This window comes from Alphaproteobacteria bacterium, from assembly GCA_037200005.1.
Lineage (GTDB): Bacteria > Pseudomonadota > Alphaproteobacteria > UBA9219 > RFNS01 > JBBCGY01.
This window is the reverse complement of sequence record JBBCGY010000001.1, coordinates 1,135,228-1,153,514: the sequence shown is the minus strand read 5'-3', so window position 1 is coordinate 1,153,514 and position 18,287 is coordinate 1,135,228. Positions and strand designations below refer to the sequence as shown.

Genomic DNA, 18,287 nt, shown 5'->3' with positions numbered 1-18,287 from the left:
TTATATGAGGCACGAATATGATGATCGATACGCAACAACAACCCTCCCTTCCGGCTTTTAAGATTGCCGTGGAGGAACTGCATGACATCGGCGTGACGCTGACGATGCTGCCCGGAGAATATAAAGTGAATTACCGCAACGGAGCGCCTTCGACGGCGTATTATTCCGACGATCTGGCCGAGGCTCTTGCTCATGGCCGCAACATGGCTCATAACCTGCCGGTCGTCGCGCCTTTGCCACTCGGCCCCATGGCACGCCGCTCCAGACGCGGCAAAATGTATAAGCACAATGCAAAGGTCGCCGCGAAGAGAAGGCGGGAGATCAACACCTAAGAGGGCAAGATCATGCCGCGTGTCGATTTAGACGTACCCTTTGCCGAAAAGGATCAGGCCAAAAAGCTTGGCGCAAAATGGGATGCCATTCATAAAGTTTGGTTTGTGCCTGACGGCACAGAGGCCGCTCCGTTTCAAAAATGGCTGCCGATGGCGGAAACAGACATGCCGGAAGCCGTTGTCTTCAGGCAAAATGCCGAAGGAGATATGTCGGCACGCATTGATGATCTGGAAGTGGGTTTTTATCACGATGATGGCTGCTATGTTGTCATATGGGGCACGGAAACCGGGGTTCCTTGCCAATATGCCGATTCAGTCTGTCCCGAGGATAAAGACCGAACCTGGAAACATTGCTCCATAGCCGATAACTGTCCGCATGAATTGACTGAGCCGATAGAAGAAAGCAGCACGGTCATGCTGGATGAAGGCAGTCGCCTTGAACTTGAAGCCAAAATTCGTGATATGTTCGGAAAAAACCACGACGGCATCGGCCACCGGCAGAATTGGCCGCAACCGGCTGCATTAATCTTTTCCGCCAGACCATGGAAGTTTATGATGGATGCAGATTGATCGACAATTTGTTATGAGTGTGCAATGGAAGTTGTGGCCGTTAAACAGGAAGACATGTCTCAATACGGCAAGACAACGTCGTGTCTTGTGTATAGTGCCCATATAAAAATTAAAGATATAAAGATTTACGCAAAAGATATGATTCAGCTTATCGAAGATACAAGCTGGATAAAAAAGCTTGGCCCTATAGAGCAAACTGCATTTGATGCACGAGCAAAGAGAACTATCGAAGAACTGGCCAAAAACATATTTTCAAAAGTCGAGGACGCCCCAACAAAAGATTTTGGGGAGTATATGGTTTCTATTTCCGCACAAGATGTTCTCAATAAGAATTTGATCCATATAAAAATACCACTGGCTGAATTGTGGAAAGAAAAAGTGACTGGTAATCCCGGTTTTGATTTTCATACTGAGAGCGATTGCAAAATAGTCGTTTTCGGCGAAGCAAAATATAGCTCATCAGATAATCCGTATACTGAGGCCATAAAACAAATTTTAAGCTTTATAACATTACGAAAAGACGACTCCGAACTTTCTGATCTTAGTCATTTTGTTAGCGACGACGCCAAAACAGCTTATCTTGATGGCAAGAAAGCCTACGTTGCTGCATTTTCTATTAACAGCCTCAATCCCTCAAATATTATCGCGAACGTCCTGAAATCTACAAACATTGACCAGCTTCTTGCATATCCAAAACTATTTGTAGTTGGAGTGGAAGTAGATGTTTGACGATCTATTGAAATATGAGGATCCTGAAAAGGCTATACAGAATGCTCTTAGCCAGATTCACAGAGAGGGTCCTACCAATGCAACCCTGTTTGAGAAACTAGCCCACCTCAAAAAAGATCATCCGCAGAAATTTAAACAATACGAAAGCAAACTTATGAGTTTAATGGGCCTATTTTACAAAACAGAGGCACCCAAAAGTATTATAGAGAAAGTCTATGCCATCTACGCAGAGGCGATTGAAGAAGATACGGGAGAGAAATTTACCCCCATTCAAGCTAGTGCGTATAAACATATAAGGACTAAAAAGTATTTTTCATTCTCGTCACCAACGAGTTCTGGTAAATCACATCTTTTTAGAGCGCTGATACAAAAAACAAGAGGCGATGTAGTAATTGTTGTGCCGTCGCGAGCATTAATTGCGGAGTACTACTTTGAGGTTATCCGATTAGTAGACCCATCTGTTCTAGTCCTGCAATTTATCGATAGCATTAATACAGAAAAAACAAAGAGACGAGTTTTCATTATTACCCCTGAAAGAGGCGGAGAACTGTTTAAAAGAATACATGAGTTTAATATAGAATTATTTTTGTTAGATGAGGCGCAAATATCAGAAGAGCCTGTCAGAGGATTAAAGTTTGATTCATTCATTAGAAGAATAGATAAAGTATTGCCAAAAGCAAAAAAGGTATTTGCCCACCCCTTCGTTAAAAACCCTGAGGCACAATTGATTAAACATGGTTTCGATAAGGATTCAGCTTCTGAACACTACAATCATCATGCTGTCGGAAAAATATTTGTGGCCTTCGGCAATAACAAGTTTGAATATTTTTCTCCGAACGTTGATAGCAAGAATTCCCTTCTTCCTGGAGACTTCGTAGAGGAAACCATCAAAAACAATGGAACACTCTTAATATACATTTCGAAATCCAGAATTTACAAAGGGGGACACATTGACGGATTTTCTAAATACATAGATTTATGTCCCACAATAGAAGATCCAGCGGCAAAAGCGCTGATAAATAAACTCAGAGAGTATGTAGGAGTCAAAAAGGATGACGAAGAAAAGCATTCCTTAATGCTCGATATGATGGAAAAAGGCATTGTGATACATCATGGCTCCGTTCCACTTAAGGCCCGGTTATTAATTGAGGAATTTATCAGGTCTAAACACGCAAGAATCTGCTTTGCCACTTCAACACTTAATCAGGGGATTAATATGCCTTTTGACATAGTGTGGATTGATAATTTTACAAAAATGGATGCCCTCACATTAAAAAACTTGGTGGGCAGAGCGGGGCGCAGCACCAAAGAAATTGACACATTCAATTATGGGTACACCATCGTTAAAAAGAGCAATGTTTCTACGTTCTCCAAAAGATTTAAAGAAACTTTTGGCTTAAAAGATATGTCTCTGTTGGACGACGACGATGAAAATATAGATGAAGATTCTAAAGATATAGTCGAAGCGATTAAAAAAGATTCATTTGATGACACCCTACATCTAACTCAGACCCAGATTGCTCGCTTATCGACAGGCGCTATCGACGAGGACATAAAATTTATTCTTGATAATTTGCTACACGGCGAAAGTCCTTTAACGGGTAACGCATACGCCGAACTGGGTGTGGTGCGAAACAAAATTAAAGATGCTTTTAAAAAAATCTACATACAGCATTTGAGACGGCCCGATTTATTTCCAGGCGAGAAAAGTGTTTTAAGCGCGGCAATCCCAATAATGCTTTGGCGTATTCAAGGAAAATCTTTTAGTGAAATAATATCGCTACGTTATGGGTTCCTAACTGACAAGAAGACACGCGACGGACTATTGAAGATGTTTGTTTCTGGAGAAATTACTGCTGAAAAACTTGTGGAAGGCATAAAGGAAATCCCTATACGCTTCAGCCAGATCGCGTCACCTCTTCCAAATAAACAGATAGGCGTCATATCTCTCTTTCCCAGAAATGCGTCGGCAGTAGGAATTAGCTATGACACCCTAATTTTTGATACGTACGATTATCTCGATAAAGTAATCGCCTTGTCTATAACCGATCCGATTTGTGCTGCCTTGGAAATATTTTATCAAAAAACAAACGATCAAAGAGCAGCCATTTTGCAAAAATATATAAGATATGGAACTAAAGATGATGTCGAGATTTGGTTATTACGATATGGATTCACCTTTGAAGACATTGAATGGCTAAAAGAGCACGTGACTCAAATAGATAGCGCAAAAATAGTTTTTAAGGAGTCCATCAAAACGTTGGACATCCACAAGCTAGAATTAATTGAAAGATATTTATAATTTAAGGGCTATTTTTAGGACTCCATACCCAGAGAATTTAAGCAATTATGGTCGCTTCAGGATTTAAGTGCTTCAGCTTACAGAGTAAGTGGCAAAATAGCGTGGAGATTCAATACCTCTTGCCTATGGCAAGTTCTAACTGCGTCCAGCAGGGGACGCCACGCAGCCATGAATCTGCGAACTTCGGCGTTATGAAGGCTCGGACTTTCATCTTGCACTGGAGGCTGGAGCATGAAACCAAGTTTTGACGCTGCTTTGCAGGCGCACTTTGACGCCATTGCCAATAGAGACCTGGATAGCTTCAAGTCTCATCTTACGCATGGCGGCACGCTCTACACGATTGTCCAGAATGGCCATGCTTTCACGACGCCCGCGGAAACGATTGCCATACATGAACAGTGGTTCAAGGATCCCAACTGGATATGGGAAGGCAAAGTCGTTCACAAAGTCGTGGGGGACGATATGGCCATGGCCCTGATCAAATATGACTATCGCGCCAAGCCGGAGGATGCTCCGGTGAGTACCTGGCTCATATATGTGTTCGAATTGCAGAATGGCGAATGGCGTATCGTTCACGACCAGAACACGGCGCTTGATTTTCCTGCATTTGCCAAAGCGATGAGTGGCGCCGAATAAATTCTCAGGGTTTCCCAGCGGTGAGAATTCTGTTAAACTAAAGCCGTATAGTGGCGGACAGAATAATTCACCGAAGAGGAAATGATATGCTTAAAGATCATATTGCCTATCGGCAGGCGGCAGCCGCGCTTTTCATGCTCGCGGCGGCGGCTTCTTGCGATATTCGATCCGAAAGCGCGGATGCGCCGCAAACCGTGTCCGTCCCTGCGCCAGCGCCCATATCGAGGCCGGAACCCATCGCGCCCGCGCGGACGCCGCCGCAAAAGCGGTGGGTCGATCCGGATCTTTCTGAACTCGCACCCAGGCCGCCGCCCTCGGACCCGTTTGCCGAACTCCGTGCCAGCGACGATTATCCGCGCAAACGAACGCCCTATATCAATCGATTTGCTCCACCGGCTCCGCCTGCCGCGCCGCGGTTCGATGACGGGCCTTCGCTCGGACCGACGCCCTATAATCCCAACAGATTTTCAGCGCCGAGCGGTTCCGAGTCCGCCGCGGCCATCACATCTCCCACATACCGTTACTGGGAAAAAGCCCGCGAGGAAGCGAGCGTTTGCGCGACATGGGGGATGTCGTTGGATTACTACACGCATAACCTGGCCGAGCGCATGAGAGATATTCACGCGTCGCCTTATATGGAAGTCGTGACAAAGATTCCGCCCGCGCTGCGATCGATATCCGCCGAAGACGTCGATCGGATCGCCGTTGACGGCGTTCGCGCCCTCGCCGGCAATATCGAAAAAATCATAACGCTGAACCGGGCGATAAACGTGGCCAGCTTGCAGGCCGGTGTTGGGGTCGGCATCGGCGTCGCGACCGGGATCTTGGGGGCCGACGCTTCCAGCCAGCCCGGCGTTCCTTCTTTGGCGCAGCCGGAAAGTCCCTTAAAGCCCATGGACGCCGTGGGCGAGAATCTTGTGGGCAACGGCATCAACGCCGCGGTCGCGGCGGGAGCGGAAATCACCAGAATTAAAGGCGAGGCGGATTCGGCGCTCCGCGTCACGCAGCGAACTCTTGAGAGAAGATACGGCGGGAAATATCCGGCAATCTCCATCGCTCGTTTGGGGATATGCCCTTGACGCCTTATTCCGGCCCCGACGCAGAGAGCCGGGGCCGGGGAAGGGGATCGGCGTTCTAAGCCGCGCTTGCCACGGCGGCGTCTTCGACCGTTCCGGACTTGATAAAGGACAGCAGATCGGCGTTGATGATGTCCGGATGGGTCGTGCACATGCCGTGCGGAAGCCCTTTGTATATCTTCAGCGTGCCGTTCTTCAGCAGCTTGGACGACATCATCGCCGAAGCGCCGATCGGCACGATCTGGTCGTCGTCGCCATGCATCACCAGCGTCGGCACCGTGATCTTCTTCAGGTCCTCGGTGAAATCCGTTTCCGAGAACGCCTTGATGCATTCGTAATGCCCCAGCATCGACCCCATCATGCCCTGGCGCCACCAATTGCGGATCGCGCCCTGGCTCACTTGCGCATCGGGACGGTTGAAGCCGTAAAACGGGCCGGACGCGACATCGAGGAAAAACTGCGCGCGATTGGCGGCGTGCGCGGCGCGAAATCCATCGAAAACCTCGATCGGAAGTCCGCCGGGATTGGCGGGCGTCTTGAGCATCAGGGGAGGGACCGCGCCGATCAGGACGGCCTTCGCGACCCGGGCCTGGCCGTGCTTGCCGATGTAACGCGCGACTTCTCCGCCGCCAGTCGAATGGCCGATATGAATCGCGTCCTTGAGGTCGAGCGCGGCGGTCAGCGCGGCGACGTCGTCGGCGTAGGTATTCATCTCGTTGCCTTCCGGCGTCTGGCTCGAACGGCCGTGACCGCGACGGTCATGAGCGATGACGCGATAGCCCTGCTGAAAGAAAAACAGCATCTGCGCGTCCCAGTCGTCGGCGCTCAGCGGCCAGCCATGATGGAAAACCACCGGCTGCCCTTTGCCCCAATCCTTGTAATAGATTTCGGTTCCGTCATTGGTTTTGATCGAGGGCATCGTTCTCTCCTATGAGGTGAAGGATTGAAAGGCGGGGGGGGGGGGGCAGGTAAGCCGGAGGCAGAATTGCAGTTCTAGGGCGTTTCTTCAAGACCTCTTGGCCTCTCATCGGCGCGGCCATCCATACCGGAAACTATTTCATATATTCGGAACTATTGAAATAGTGATCCGCTTGCTGTATATTAGTCGCCATGACGCGTTTCGTGCATCCCGCCATCGACGGCATAACGTTGCCCGGCTTGCTTTCGGCGCTGGCCGATCCGATGCGGCTGCAGATCGTGCGCAAACTCTCCGCCTCCAAGGAAGGACTCTGCTGCAACGGTGCTTCGCCTTGCGCCAGCCTGCCGAAATCCACGCTTTCCAATCATTTCCGCGTATTGCGCGAATCCGGGCTGATCCGTACGGAAAAACACGGGCTGGAGCATATCAGCCGCTTGCGCCGCGCCGAAATCGACGGGAAATTTCCCGGCTTGCTCAAACTGCTCCTCACATTGTCAGGAAAGGAAAAATAACATGCCCACCTTGTTCGATCCCATGAAGCTCGGCGACCTGATATTACCGAACCGCATCCTGATGTCGCCGCTGACGCGTTGCCGGGCGAGCGCGGGGCGCGTTCCCAATGCGATGATGGCCGAATATTACGCGCAGCGCGCTTCGGCAGGGCTGATTTTTTCGGAGGCGACGTCGGTCACGCCGATGGGCGTGGGCTATCCCGATACGCCCGGCATCTGGTCGCCGGAGCAAGTCGAGGGCTGGAAACAAATCACTCAAGCGGTGCATGACGCCGGTGGCAGGATAATACTGCAGCTATGGCATGTCGGGCGCATTTCGCATCCGTATTTCCTGGACGGCGCGCTGCCGGTCGCACCCAGCGCCATCGCGGCGGAAGGTCATGTGCGGCAAATGCGGCCCACGGAGCCGTATCCGGTGCCGCGGGCGCTGACGCTCGAGGAAATCCCGGCGTTATCGAGGCTTTCCGCAAGGGCGCGCAGAATGCGAAGGAAGCGGGTTTCGACGGCGTGGAAATCCACGGCGCGAACGGCTATCTGCTCGATCAGTTCTTGCAGGACGGCAGCAACAAGCGCGCCGATGCGTATGGCGGCCCGATTGAAAACCGCGCCCGGCTGATGCTGGAAGTGACCGATGCCGTGGTGTCGGTATGGGGCGCGGGGCGCGTCGGCATGCATCTCGCGCCGCGCGGCGACGCGCAATCGATGGGGGATTCCAACCTTCCGGCCACGTTCGGCTATATCGCGGGCGAACTCGGCAAGCGCAAGATCGCCTTCATCTGCGCCCGCGAGCATCTCGGCGAAGGCCGCCTCGGGCCGGAACTCAAAAAGACGTTCGGCGGCGCTTATATCGTCAATGAGGGCTTCACCCAGGAAACGGCGGAACGGGTGCTCGCCGCGGGCGAGGCCGATGCCGTCGCCTTCGGCAAATTGTTTATCGCCAATCCCGATCTGCCGGAACGCTTGCGTCTGAACGCGGCGCTGAACGAGCCGCATCCCGATACCTTTTACGGCCAAGGTCCCGAAGGTTATACGGATTATCCTTACTTGACGACGCGAGCCGCGTGAGCCGTGAAAAACGGCTACATCATCACGGGTACGGATACCGATATCGGCAAAACCGTTTTCGCGGCGATGCTCATGCTGGCGTTCGACGCGATATACTGGAAGCCCCTCCAATCGGGGACGGAAAATGGCGGCGACAGGCAGGCCGTTCAGAGATTGACCGGCTTGCCCGCCAGCCGCTTTCATCCGGAACGATATATATTCATGCAGCCGCTCTCTCCCCACCGCGCCGCCGAAATAGACGGCGTGGAAATCGATGCCGATTCCATTGTGGTGCCGGAGGCGCATTCGCCGCTGCTGATCGAAGGGGCCGGAGGGCTGATGGTTCCGGTTACGCGCCAGCATCTGCAGATCGATCTGTTCAAGCGCTGGGATTTGCCCGTTATTTTATGCAGCCGCACCGCGCTCGGCACGATCAATCATACGCTGCTTTCCATCGAAGCGCTGCGCAAACGGGATATCCCGGTTCACGGCATCGCCTTCATCGGCCCGGACAATCCGGATAATATCCGCACCATCGCCGAGTATTCGGGCGTGAGCATCCTCGGGCGCTTGCCTCATCTGGAGACATTGAACGCCGAGAGCCTGAAAAGAGCTTTCGCGGAAAATTTCGACCGCCAGGATTTTTGACCTGGCGGTCTTACGCCGCTCCCAATTAGCCCTTAATCCGCCTGCGCGCCGATATCGAACAGGATGATCTCGGCGTCGCGGCCGTTTTCGAGCCTGATGGTTTCGTCGGCGACGGCGACGCCGTCTCCCGCCTTCAAGACCTGGCCGTTCAGCGACACGCTGCCCCGCGCTACATGAACCCATGCGCGCCGGCTGGAACTCAAGGCATGCGTGATGACTTCATTCTTATCGATGAGCGCGGCATACATATCGACATCCTGGTTGATGACGACCGATCCGTTGCGCCCCGTTTCCGAACCGACCAGCACGAGCTTGCCCCGCTTATCCTGGGAGGGGAAGTGCTTTTGCTCGTAGGACGGCTGGATGCCGCGCTTCTTCGGCAAGAACCAGATTTGCAGCAAATGCACCGGGTCGGTTTTGGAAGGATTGTATTCGCTATGGGTGATGCCGGTTCCGGCGCTCATACGCTGCACGTCTCCCGGAAGGATGACCGATCCCGTGCCCATGCTGTCCTTGTGCTCCAGCGCGCCTTCGAGGATGTAGGTCACGATCTCCATATTGTCGTGCGGATGGGTGCCGAATCCCTTGGCGGGCGCGACGCGGTCGTCATTGATGACCCGCAATGGGCCGAAGCCCATGAATTTCGGATCATAATACTGGCCGAAAGAAAATGTATGCTTGGTGTCGAGCCAATCGAAATTCGCCGCACCGCGTTCTTCTGCTTTTCTGATGGCAATCATGAGATGTCCTTTCATGCCGTTATCGGTTGTACGAAGTTGTTACATATATAGTGTCCCATTCGCCGAAATAAAGGTATGGTTTCCAAAGGGTTTCCGCTTTTTTTCATATGGTTTCCTGACGGTGGTTTCTTCGTAATGGGCCGCACCTAATCGGGAGGATTTCATGCAGTATCAGAATCAAAGCCATCCGCGCTCCACCACCCAGCAAATGCGCCAGCATTTAGTCGATACGATCAGCCGTTTGCGCGCCGATGCCGGGGCCACGAGAGAACCGCAGTTTCAGGCGATGATAGAGGGCGCGATCGGGGTGCTGGCGGGCCTGATCAAGGAACTTGAAGCTTATGAGCAAAAGACTGCGCTGACGGGACAGTTGTCCGCTCATCATTCGCCGGCTGGCGAAGAAACTTCCGCCGTTCATCATATGGCGGGTCTCAAGAGCGGCGCTTCGATGTAAAATGCCCGCGCGGCTTTTTAGAGGGCCGCTAATCTGAAGATGAACGAATTCGCAATCGGCGCGACGGCGCCGGTTGCGAAAGCGCGTCCAAAATTCAAACCCTTATGCCGCCGCGGGCAAAAGTGTACAAAGTTTAAACATTTATGCATGACGTCCAGGGCATTTTAACCATCCGGCAAGGTTTTTATGTAACCCTTCCGTTTCATAGGTACCTGTACCCATAAGATTCACGTCCCGCCTGCCCGATCTTAGGGAGTAAGTAGTGAGCCAGCTTGCCAGTCTCAAGGTTTTGGTCGCCGACGATCACTTCCTGATTCGCCAATTCGTCCGCAACACTTTGCTGGAAGCGAGTGTCTCGAACGTCGCCACCGTGGCTGACGGCAACGAGGCCATCGAGATCATCCAGAAGGCAAGGAACGATCAGCAGCCTTTCGATATCGTTTTTCTCGATTGGAACATGCCGACCATTTCCGGGCTTGAGGTGCTGAGTTATTTTCGCGCCAAGCCGGACTACGCCAATACGGCGTTCGTCATGCTGACCGCCGAATCTGAGCAGCAAAACATCATGAAGGCGATCAAGGCCGGGGCGACATCTTATATTATCAAGCCGGTCTCGCCGTCGGATTTGGGCAAGAAATTGTTTGAGATCAACGAATGGCTGAAGCGTAAGCGTTCAAACGCCGGGCGTTAGAGGAGCGCGAACCCTGAATGACCCGTGAATTGCAGCTAGCGCTTGACGATAAGCTTTCGGCCGAAATAAGCCGGGCGGTCGTCGAAGCCATGCGTAATACTTTCGATGTCGAAGTCGTCTCGGGAAAATACGAGATCGGCAACGGCATCGTATCCCTCGTCGGAGATGTTTCCGGCATCATCGGCATGGTGCAGAACGAACTCGAGGGCACGTTGACGCTTTGTTTCACATTCGAAACTATGCGTGATATCCTGCCTGCGGTAATCGGAAAATCGGTGTCGATCACGCACGAAATGGCGGTCGATGCGGTAGGCGAGATCACCAATATGATTTTCGGCCGCATCAAGACCGATCTTAACCGGCGCGGTTTCGAGCTTAAACTGGGAATTCCTAGCGTCGTTACCGGCAAAGGTCATTTCTTAAGCCATTTCCATCGCGGGCATTACATGATTGTCCCGTTTTACTTGCAGGGGCAGCTTTTCCAGGTTCATGTCGCTATCCATAAGGCACCTCATTCTGATTCCCATTCATAGGGTCTGGACTCATAAATACCATGAGGTTCTGTTTGACAAAAGAAAGCCAAGGGCCAGGAAACGAGCGACGGCGTAGTCCATCTACGGCGAGCGAAGTTGACGCCGTCCTTGGCTTTCTTTTGCAAACCCCAGGGGGCGCGGAGAAAAAGCCGCCCGGCGTTCTCAAAGACCTTGCAGGTAGACACCGTTACCTGCTTCGGTCTTTTCGTAGCCGGACGGCTTTTTCGCCTGCGCAGAACCCATGTTGTTTATGAGTCCAGACCCTAAACCCCCGGCGAGGCCCAGTGACCATGCCGGATGATCTTCAGATATCAAGTCAGTCCACGCCAAGCCATCCACGGTCTTCGCTGCTGACCGACGCTATCAAACAGGTCGATCTTATCCATATCACCCTCATGGGCATGGCCGGGATCGTGCTGCTGCTCTATGGGGCGGCGCTGTTGCCGGTGCTTGGCATGCAGCCGGTCACGTCTGTTCTGTCCGCCATTGTCATGGGCATCGCGGCGATTTCGGGCATGGTCGTGCTCTACGTCATGAATTTCCGCGTGCATAAGAATGTGACGAGCCAGGCGCGCCTTACCGAAGTTCTGGTCAATTCCCTCGGGCAAGGGTTTCTGACCTTCGATCGCAAGGCGCAATGCGGCTCGATGTATTCCCAGGCTTGCATCGAAATGCTGGAACAGACCCCGGCAGGCATGCATCTTGCGGATATGCTGCATGTGCCGGCGGTGTCGCGCGACGATTTTCTTGCCTGGATCGAGGTTCTGTTCGATCCGACTCATGCGCTGGGATTCGACGACGCGGTGCGTTTCCTGCCGCAGACTTTTCCTCATTCGGCCAAGCGCAATATCGCGTTGGCTTATAAGCCGATCAGGAACGAGCATAATGTTCTGACCCATGTCGTCCTGATCGCGACCGACCGCACCGAGGAAACGGCGGCGCAGTCTCTTGCCGAGCAGCAGCAGCACTTCGCCAATATGATCTGCAAGATATTCAAGGAGCGCAATCAATTCGTTTCTACCGTCAACCATATCCGGGAATTCATCGCCTTTACGGTCAAGCCCAACCTGTCGCTCAGGGATATCCCCACGATGTTGCGGCAATTGCATACCTTGAAGGCGGCCGTCCGTCATTTCAGTTTGATGAAATTCGGCGAACTGATTCACGAGATCGAAACCCAAATGCGGAACTCGAAGATTGACACCGAGGACGATTTCCGGCAATTGGCGCTGGCCGCGCACAAAGTCATCGAGATGGAATTCAGCAACGTGCTGCTGCAAGTTCGCGGCATGATCGCGGTGGAGGACGAGCAGCGCGGCACCCTGTATGAAATCAGCGAGGAATCGATTTACACCTACGCCGATTATCTCAAGTCGAAATACGGCGTCGGGCCGAGCCTGCAGAAATACCTCGCCGAGATCGCCGCTTTGCCGATCCGCAGCTGCTTCCTGAGCTTCGAGCGCGAACTGATCGAATTGGCGCAGCAGATGGACAAGAATTTGAAGCCGGTCATCTATACCGGCGACAATCTTCGCGTACTTGCTCTTCCGTGGCAGCCTTTTTTCTTCTCGCTGACGCATATGAGCCGGAATATCATCGACCACGGCATCGAGCCGCCGGTGACCCGCATGGCGCGCGGCAAGGATGCCGCCGGACAAATCGGCGTCCATGTCGAGCAGCAAACCGATGCATCGGGACAGCAATGGGCGGTCATAGAGATCGGCGACGACGGCGCCGGCATCGATCCCAACCGCGTGCGCCAGAAATTGGCGGCCATCGACCCTGAGGGCAGCTGGCGTTTCGACGACGACCAAAAGGTCATTCAGCGCATCTTCGTCTGGGGGATTTCCACGCGCGACGGCATCAGCGAAATTTCAGGCCACGGCGTGGGGCTGGAAGCCGTCATGCAGGAAGTCAAAAAACTCGGCGGCAACATATCTGTCACTTCCGAAATTTATCGCGGCACCAAATTTACGATCCGTCTGCCCTATGTAATGGATGTGTAGCAATCCGGTAATGTATTGATATTAATAGACTATATGTCGTCTTGACTTCCCTGCGCCAATCCTTATACTCCGCCCCCTGACGCAGCAGAAAAGCTGCCGAAAATTTGCCAAAAGCAAGCTCGTGGCCATTCTTCCGATCGTGGGGATCGGGGCTGACGGGTTTTTGCCGTTTGATCTTTGTAAGGAGACAGCGCGTGGCGCGTATAGCAGGTGTTAACATCCCGACTCAGAAGCGCGTGGTCATCGCGCTCCAATATATCCATGGTATCGGCCCCAAATTCGCCAGCACGATATGCGAAAGCCTGAATATTCCGGCTGCCAAGCGCGTCAATCAGCTGCTGGACGCGGAAGTCCTGAGAATTCGCGAATATATCGACGCTCATTATCGCGTCGAAGGCGATTTGCGCCGCGAAGTCTCCATGAACATCAAGCGGCTGATGGACCTCGGCTGCTATCGCGGTCTGCGTCATCGCAAGGGGCTGCCCGTGCGCGGCCAGCGGACGCATACCAATGCCCGCACGCGCAAAGGTCCCGCGAAACCCATCGCCGGCAAAAAGATGGCAACCAAGAAATAGGCTGACAACAACTAAGCTTATTCGCGATGCGCATAGGTTGCTCCCGGTAAAAGCGGGAGACCGTCACAAAAATAGATTAAGGTTAGAGGATACTAGGACATGGCTAAACAGGAAAGCGCCAAGGCCGCTGCGCCCCGCCCCAAGCGCAAGGAACGCAAAAACATTGTCGCCGCGATCGCGCACGTCAATGCGACATTCAACAACACGATTGTCACCATCGCGGATTCGCAGGGCAACACCATCGCCTGGGCTTCCACCGGCATGGTCGGGTTCAAGGGATCGCGCAAATCCACGCCTTACGCCGCGCAGATGGCCGCGGAAGACGCGGGACGCAGAGCCATGGAACATGGCGTCCGCACCGTCGAAGTGCAGGTCAAGGGACCGGGGTCGGGCCGTGAATCGGCGCTGCGGGCCTTGCAGTCGGTCGGCTTCCAGATTTCTTCCATCCGCGATGTGACCGGCATTCCGCATAACGGCGTGCGTCCGCCCAAGAAGCGCCGCGTGTAACCCAGGTTCAACATATTCGTCAGAATATCATCAGGAGTTTACGATCCCATGCTGCAGAAGAATTGGAAATCGCTCATTCAAGGCAATAAAGCGCTGTTCGCCGGAGCCGACTCGCACCGCAAGGCGACGATCGTGGTCGAACCGCTGGAGCGCGGCTATGGCATGACGATGGGCAACGCCTTGCGCCGGGTTCTGCTGTCCTCGCTGCAGGGTGCTGCCGTGACCTCGGTGCAGATCGATGGCGTGCTGCATGAATTCTCCTCGATCCCCAGCGTGCGCGAGGATGTGACGGATATCATCCTCAACATCAAGTCGCTCGCGATCAAAATGCATCATGACGGCCCGCGGCGGATTCGCCTGCGCGCCCAAGGCCCGGGCGAAGTTACCGCGAAGCAGATCGAGCTTAGCTCCGACATCGAAATCCTGAATCCCGATCTCGTCATCTGCACGCTCGACAAGGGCGCGAATTTGAACATGGAACTGACCGTCGAAAACGGGAAGGGCTATGTTCCGGCTTCGGCCTCGCGCAAGGAAGATCAGCCGATCGGCCTGATCCCCGTGGACGCCTTATACAGCCCGGTAAAGAAAGTCGGTTTCAAGGTCGAGAACAGCCGCGTCGGCCAAGTGACCGACTATGACAAATTGTCGCTGGAAGTGCAGACCAACGGCGCGATCACGCCCGAAGACGCCGTGGCGATCGCCGCCCGCATTCTTCAGGATCAATTGCAGATGTTCATCCACTTCGAGGAGCCGACGGCGCACGCCAAGGAAGATCAGGTCGACAGCATTCTGCCGTTCAACCGCAATCTTCTCCGCAAGGTCGACGAGCTGGAGCTTTCCGTCCGGTCGGCGAACTGCCTCAAGAACGACAACATCGTCTATATCGGCGATCTGGTGCAGAAGTCGGAAGCGGAAATGCTGCGCACCCCTAATTTCGGGCGCAAGAGCCTTAACGAGATCAAGGAAGTCCTATCCCAGATGGGGCTGAATCTCGGCATGGAAGTCACCAACTGGCCGCCGGAAAATATCGAAGAGCTGGCGAAGAGGCTGGAAGACCCGTTCTGAAACTAAGGAAAATCTGCCGTTCTGTGACGAATGTTCAGGCGGTGGAATGTGCAATCGGACGCACGCCGTGCGTCCAGGAAAATATGAGGAGCAGCAGTCATGCGTCACGGAATGTCAGGCCGGAAACTCGGCGTCACTTCATCGCACCGTAAGGCGATGTTCGCCAATATGGCTGTCGCGCTCATCAAGCATGAGCAGATCAAGACGACTCTGGCCAAGGCGAAAGACTTGCGCGGCGAAGTCGAGAGGCTGATCACGCTCGGCAAAAAGGGCGGGCTGGCCAATCGCCGCCGCGCTTTCTCCACGCTGCGCAGCGAGGATATGGTCGCCAAGCTGTTCGGGCCTCTGGCCGAGCGTTACAAGGGCCGTCCGGGCGGATATACGCGCGTGCTGAAGGCAGGCATTCGGTATGGTGATGCCGCCAGCGTCGCGATCATCGAACTGGTCGATCGCGATCCAGAAGCCAAGGGCAAGGATAGCGGCCCGGTGCAAGTCGCCGAGGCGCAGACCGAAGCCGAAATGGCCGCGGCGAAGGTATAAACCATGCGCTGCGGCTCCATCATCCTGACCGCAGCATTACTGATCGGGCTTGGCGCCTGCTCGCCGGCCTATCGCGGCGTCACTTCCGGTTCTTCCGTTTCGCGCGAAGGCCCCGCCCAGTCGGGCGTGGATTCATGCGTCCAATCCTGCGATAGCGCCCATGCGCGCTGCATGGATAGCTCGGCGGCGCAGCGCGTGTCGCAGTCGGATGACGTCACGTCGGTTTTCGGCGCGGGCGCCGAATGCGATACCGAGCTGAAGTCATGCCTGCCGAAATGCCAGGCGCGGTGACGGAGAACGGGCGACGGAGGACAGGCAAGCAATGTCTATCCACGCAATCCTGCATAGCAGGCTGTTTTTAGCCACCATCCTGATCGCCGCCTTCTGTTTCCCGCCCTCCGCGCCTTGTCAGGCCCAAGCGACTCCGGCCGCTATTATTCCTGAATCCAAAGAACAAATCCGCCTGAGTTTCGCGCCGCTGGTCAACCGGACGGCGCCCGCGGTCGTCAATATTTATGCCCGGAAACTGGTGCGGCAGCGGGAAATGGCGCTGCTGTTTGACGACCCGATCTTCCAGCATTTCTTCGGCAACATGCTGTCCGAGGGATTGCCGAAAGAGCGGGCGGAGAATTCCCTTGGCTCGGGAGTCATTCTGAGCGGCAACGGTTTGGTCGTTACCAGCGCGCATGTCATCGAAGGCGCGGACGAAATCCGGATCGTTCTTGCCGATCGCCGCGAATTTGAAGCCAAATTGCTGACGATCGACAAGCAGACCGATCTGGCTGTCATGAAGGTCGACAGCAAAGATAAAAATTTCCCTTATCTGCAACTGGCGGATTCAGATGCGATCGAGGTCGGCGATCTTGTCATCGCCATCGGCAATCCCTTCGGCGTCGGTCAGACGGTGACAAGCGGCATTATATCCGCCGTCGCCCGCACGGGAGTCGGCGCCAGCGATCTCAATTATTTCCTGCAGACCGACGCGGCGATCAATCCCGGCAATTCCGGCGGCGCGCTGGTGGGCATGGATGGGCGCGTGGTCGGCATCAATGCGGTGATTTTTTCGCGGAGCGGCGGCAGTCTCGGCATCGGCTTTGCCGTGCCGTCCAACATGGTGCGCGCCGTTATCGACGCCGTGGAACATGGGCAGACGCGTGTCGCGCGTCCATGGCTGGGAATAGGCGGCCAGGACATGACGCCGGAGCTTTCATCATCGCTGGGGCTGGAACGTCCCATCGGCATCCTCGTCAACCGGCTGCATCCGCAAAGCCCTGCGGCTAAAGCCGGATTGCGGGTCGGCGATATCATCCTGACGCTCAACGGGCGCGACCTCGAGGACGAGAAGGCCATGCGTTTCCGTATCGCCACCATGCCGGTCGGCGGGACGGCGACGTTCGGAATATTACGCAAGAATGCCAAACAGGAGATTGTCTTCGACCTTGCGGGGCCGCCGGAAATTCCGCCCCGTGATGAGATTCTGCTATCTGGGGAAAATCCGCTAAGAGGTGCTAGGATTGCCAATATTTCGCCAGCCTTGCTGGAAGAAATGGAAGAGCATGAAATCGATGAAATAGGGGTCGTCATTCTTTCGGTTGCTCCGCGCAGTCCTGCCAATGCTTTAGGGCTGCAGCGGGGCGATCGGATTATTTCGATCAACGGGACGCCAGTGGCATTGAGTCGAGATTTGAAAAGCTTGCTGAGTCAAGAATATGAAGGCTGGCAAATCCAGGTCCGGCGCGCCAATCAGCTTTTCGACATCATTTTAGGAAATCGGCGAAATGCGCTGAAACTAAAACCGCGATAGCCATGCGGCAAAGCGTTTGTTAAGTTCTGGGCTATGGTTGTCAGGACGGAGTATTAATTCTGTGGATATTTTTGAATTCATCGAAGCGGCCGCCGATTTCTGTAATCGCAAACGCGACACGCTCTATTATTCCACGTTGACGGCAGGCGCGGCGGCTGCGGCAGTCATATCCGGCAATCCGCATGAGGCTTTGCAGGCCCTGACGCTGGGCATTTCCGTGAGAGAAGGCGCAAGGGCGGCGTCATGGATGGTTAATACCGAGCTTAGTCAAGAGTCGCGCGCTGCTACTTCTGCCTTCATGGCGACCTCGATGATAACGGTTGGGTTGTGCGCTCCCGATCCCATCAATAAGGGTTTTCTTGTCGGGCTTCCTTTGGTCTGTGGTTCGATCAAGCTCAATGGGCTCGGGTTCCGCCAAATCTATAAACTCTACGCCGATAAGTTGTTCGATTATCCCGGCAAGCAAGAACCGCCCGAACCGCCTTCCGGAAAACGAGAGAAAACCCGGACTCTTTCCCCCGAGCCGGTATAGAGCGGATCACGCCGCCGGGCGCGGAACCATCGTCAAGAACCTTACCTTATCCGAGAATCTCTGATATATTCC

At 54.0% G+C, this 18,287-nt stretch carries 21 protein-coding genes and 1 pseudogene; 20 read left to right on the top strand and 2 right to left on the bottom strand.

Translation table 11 applies throughout. The features are described 5' to 3' along the window. Nucleotides 1-17: 17 nt before the first annotated feature. The 6 genes from WDO70_05990 to WDO70_05965 all read left to right on the top strand — a co-directional run bounded on the left by WDO70_05990 (nt 18) and on the right by WDO70_05965 (nt 5,648). The gene (locus tag WDO70_05990) at nt 18-332 is read left to right on the top strand and encodes a hypothetical protein (protein ID MEJ0062749.1); all 315 of its coding nucleotides are present in this window, start codon (nt 18-20) and stop codon (nt 330-332) included. Between the two features lie 12 nt (nt 333-344). After that, nucleotides 345-902, top strand: a complete 558-nt coding sequence (locus WDO70_05985) for a DUF5710 domain-containing protein (protein ID MEJ0062748.1) — start codon at nt 345-347, stop codon at nt 900-902. Nucleotides 903-926: 24 nt separating this feature from the next. Then, nucleotides 927-1,631: a hypothetical protein gene (locus tag WDO70_05980; protein ID MEJ0062747.1), complete on the top strand. Its 705-nt coding sequence runs from the start codon at nt 927-929 to the stop codon at nt 1,629-1,631. Beyond that, nucleotides 1,624-3,933 (top strand): DEAD/DEAH box helicase, encoded by a 2,310-nt coding sequence (locus WDO70_05975; GenBank protein MEJ0062746.1) that lies wholly within the window; start codon nt 1,624-1,626, stop codon nt 3,931-3,933. The genes WDO70_05980 and WDO70_05975 overlap by 8 nt, the downstream gene beginning before the upstream one ends. Nucleotides 3,934-4,164: 231 nt before the next feature. Further along, nucleotides 4,165-4,569 (top strand): nuclear transport factor 2 family protein, encoded by a 405-nt coding sequence (locus WDO70_05970; GenBank protein ID MEJ0062745.1) that lies wholly within the window; start codon nt 4,165-4,167, stop codon nt 4,567-4,569. A gap of 86 nt (nt 4,570-4,655) precedes the next feature. Further along, nucleotides 4,656-5,648: a hypothetical protein gene (locus WDO70_05965; protein ID MEJ0062744.1), complete on the top strand. Its 993-nt coding sequence runs from the start codon at nt 4,656-4,658 to the stop codon at nt 5,646-5,648. A gap of 55 nt (nt 5,649-5,703) precedes the next feature. Here the strand turns inward: WDO70_05965 and WDO70_05960 are convergent, their stop codons facing one another. Next, nucleotides 5,704-6,564, bottom strand: a complete 861-nt coding sequence (locus WDO70_05960; GenBank protein MEJ0062743.1) for an alpha/beta hydrolase — start codon at nt 6,562-6,564, stop codon at nt 5,704-5,706. Between the two features lie 191 nt (nt 6,565-6,755). On the opposite strand from WDO70_05960, the gene WDO70_05955 reads away from it, so the two are divergent. From WDO70_05955 to bioD, 3 genes and pseudogenes are all read left to right on the top strand, one after another. Continuing rightward, nucleotides 6,756-7,076, top strand: a complete 321-nt coding sequence (locus tag WDO70_05955) for a helix-turn-helix domain-containing protein (protein ID MEJ0062742.1) — start codon at nt 6,756-6,758, stop codon at nt 7,074-7,076. 1 nt (nt 7,077) lies between these two features. After that, nucleotides 7,078-8,141 (top strand): annotated as a pseudogene (locus WDO70_05950) (alkene reductase). A 3-nt stretch (nt 8,142-8,144) separates the two neighbouring features. Next, complete coding sequence (bioD, locus tag WDO70_05945) at nt 8,145-8,768, top strand: dethiobiotin synthase (GenBank protein MEJ0062741.1); 624 nt, start codon at nt 8,145-8,147, stop codon at nt 8,766-8,768. A 32-nt stretch (nt 8,769-8,800) separates the two neighbouring features. Here the strand turns inward: bioD and WDO70_05940 are convergent, their stop codons facing one another. Next, nucleotides 8,801-9,508 (bottom strand): pirin family protein, encoded by a 708-nt coding sequence (locus WDO70_05940; protein MEJ0062740.1) that lies wholly within the window; start codon nt 9,506-9,508, stop codon nt 8,801-8,803. A 163-nt stretch (nt 9,509-9,671) separates the two neighbouring features. On the opposite strand from WDO70_05940, the gene WDO70_05935 reads away from it, so the two are divergent. The 11 genes from WDO70_05935 (at nt 9,672) to WDO70_05885 (ending at nt 18,215) form a co-directional block, all read left to right on the top strand. Next, complete coding sequence (locus WDO70_05935; GenBank protein MEJ0062739.1) at nt 9,672-9,962, top strand: hypothetical protein; 291 nt, start codon at nt 9,672-9,674, stop codon at nt 9,960-9,962. A gap of 262 nt (nt 9,963-10,224) precedes the next feature. Beyond that, entirely contained in the window at nt 10,225-10,653 is a 429-nt protein-coding gene (locus WDO70_05930; protein MEJ0062738.1) for a response regulator, read from the top strand. A 17-nt stretch (nt 10,654-10,670) separates the two neighbouring features. Next, on the top strand, nt 10,671-11,186 hold the full coding sequence (locus WDO70_05925) for a chemotaxis protein CheX (GenBank protein MEJ0062737.1): 516 nt from the start codon (nt 10,671-10,673) through the stop codon (nt 11,184-11,186). Between the two features lie 290 nt (nt 11,187-11,476). After that, a complete protein-coding gene (locus WDO70_05920) occupies nt 11,477-13,192 on the top strand; it encodes an ATP-binding protein (GenBank protein MEJ0062736.1) in 1,716 nt (571 codons plus the stop codon). Nucleotides 13,193-13,386: 194 nt separating this feature from the next. Continuing rightward, on the top strand, nt 13,387-13,767 hold the full coding sequence (gene rpsM, locus WDO70_05915) for a 30S ribosomal protein S13 (protein ID MEJ0062735.1): 381 nt from the start codon (nt 13,387-13,389) through the stop codon (nt 13,765-13,767). A gap of 99 nt (nt 13,768-13,866) precedes the next feature. Then, nucleotides 13,867-14,274 carry a 30S ribosomal protein S11 gene (gene rpsK / locus WDO70_05910; GenBank protein ID MEJ0062734.1) on the top strand — a complete coding sequence of 136 codons (408 nt, stop codon included), beginning with the start codon at nt 13,867-13,869 and terminating at the stop codon, nt 14,272-14,274. Nucleotides 14,275-14,322: 48 nt separating this feature from the next. Beyond that, nucleotides 14,323-15,339 (top strand): DNA-directed RNA polymerase subunit alpha, encoded by a 1,017-nt coding sequence (locus WDO70_05905; GenBank protein MEJ0062733.1) that lies wholly within the window; start codon nt 14,323-14,325, stop codon nt 15,337-15,339. A gap of 99 nt (nt 15,340-15,438) precedes the next feature. Further along, on the top strand, nt 15,439-15,879 hold the full coding sequence (gene rplQ / locus WDO70_05900) for a 50S ribosomal protein L17 (protein MEJ0062732.1): 441 nt from the start codon (nt 15,439-15,441) through the stop codon (nt 15,877-15,879). Nucleotides 15,880-15,882: 3 nt separating this feature from the next. After that, the gene (locus WDO70_05895; GenBank protein ID MEJ0062731.1) at nt 15,883-16,170 is read left to right on the top strand and encodes a hypothetical protein; all 288 of its coding nucleotides are present in this window, start codon (nt 15,883-15,885) and stop codon (nt 16,168-16,170) included. A 31-nt stretch (nt 16,171-16,201) separates the two neighbouring features. Next, a complete protein-coding gene (locus WDO70_05890) occupies nt 16,202-17,683 on the top strand; it encodes a Do family serine endopeptidase (GenBank protein MEJ0062730.1) in 1,482 nt (493 codons plus the stop codon). Nucleotides 17,684-17,744: 61 nt separating this feature from the next. Continuing rightward, nucleotides 17,745-18,215, top strand: coding sequence for a hypothetical protein (locus WDO70_05885; GenBank protein MEJ0062729.1), 471 nt, complete (start codon nt 17,745-17,747; stop codon nt 18,213-18,215). Nucleotides 18,216-18,287 lie beyond the last annotated feature (72 nt).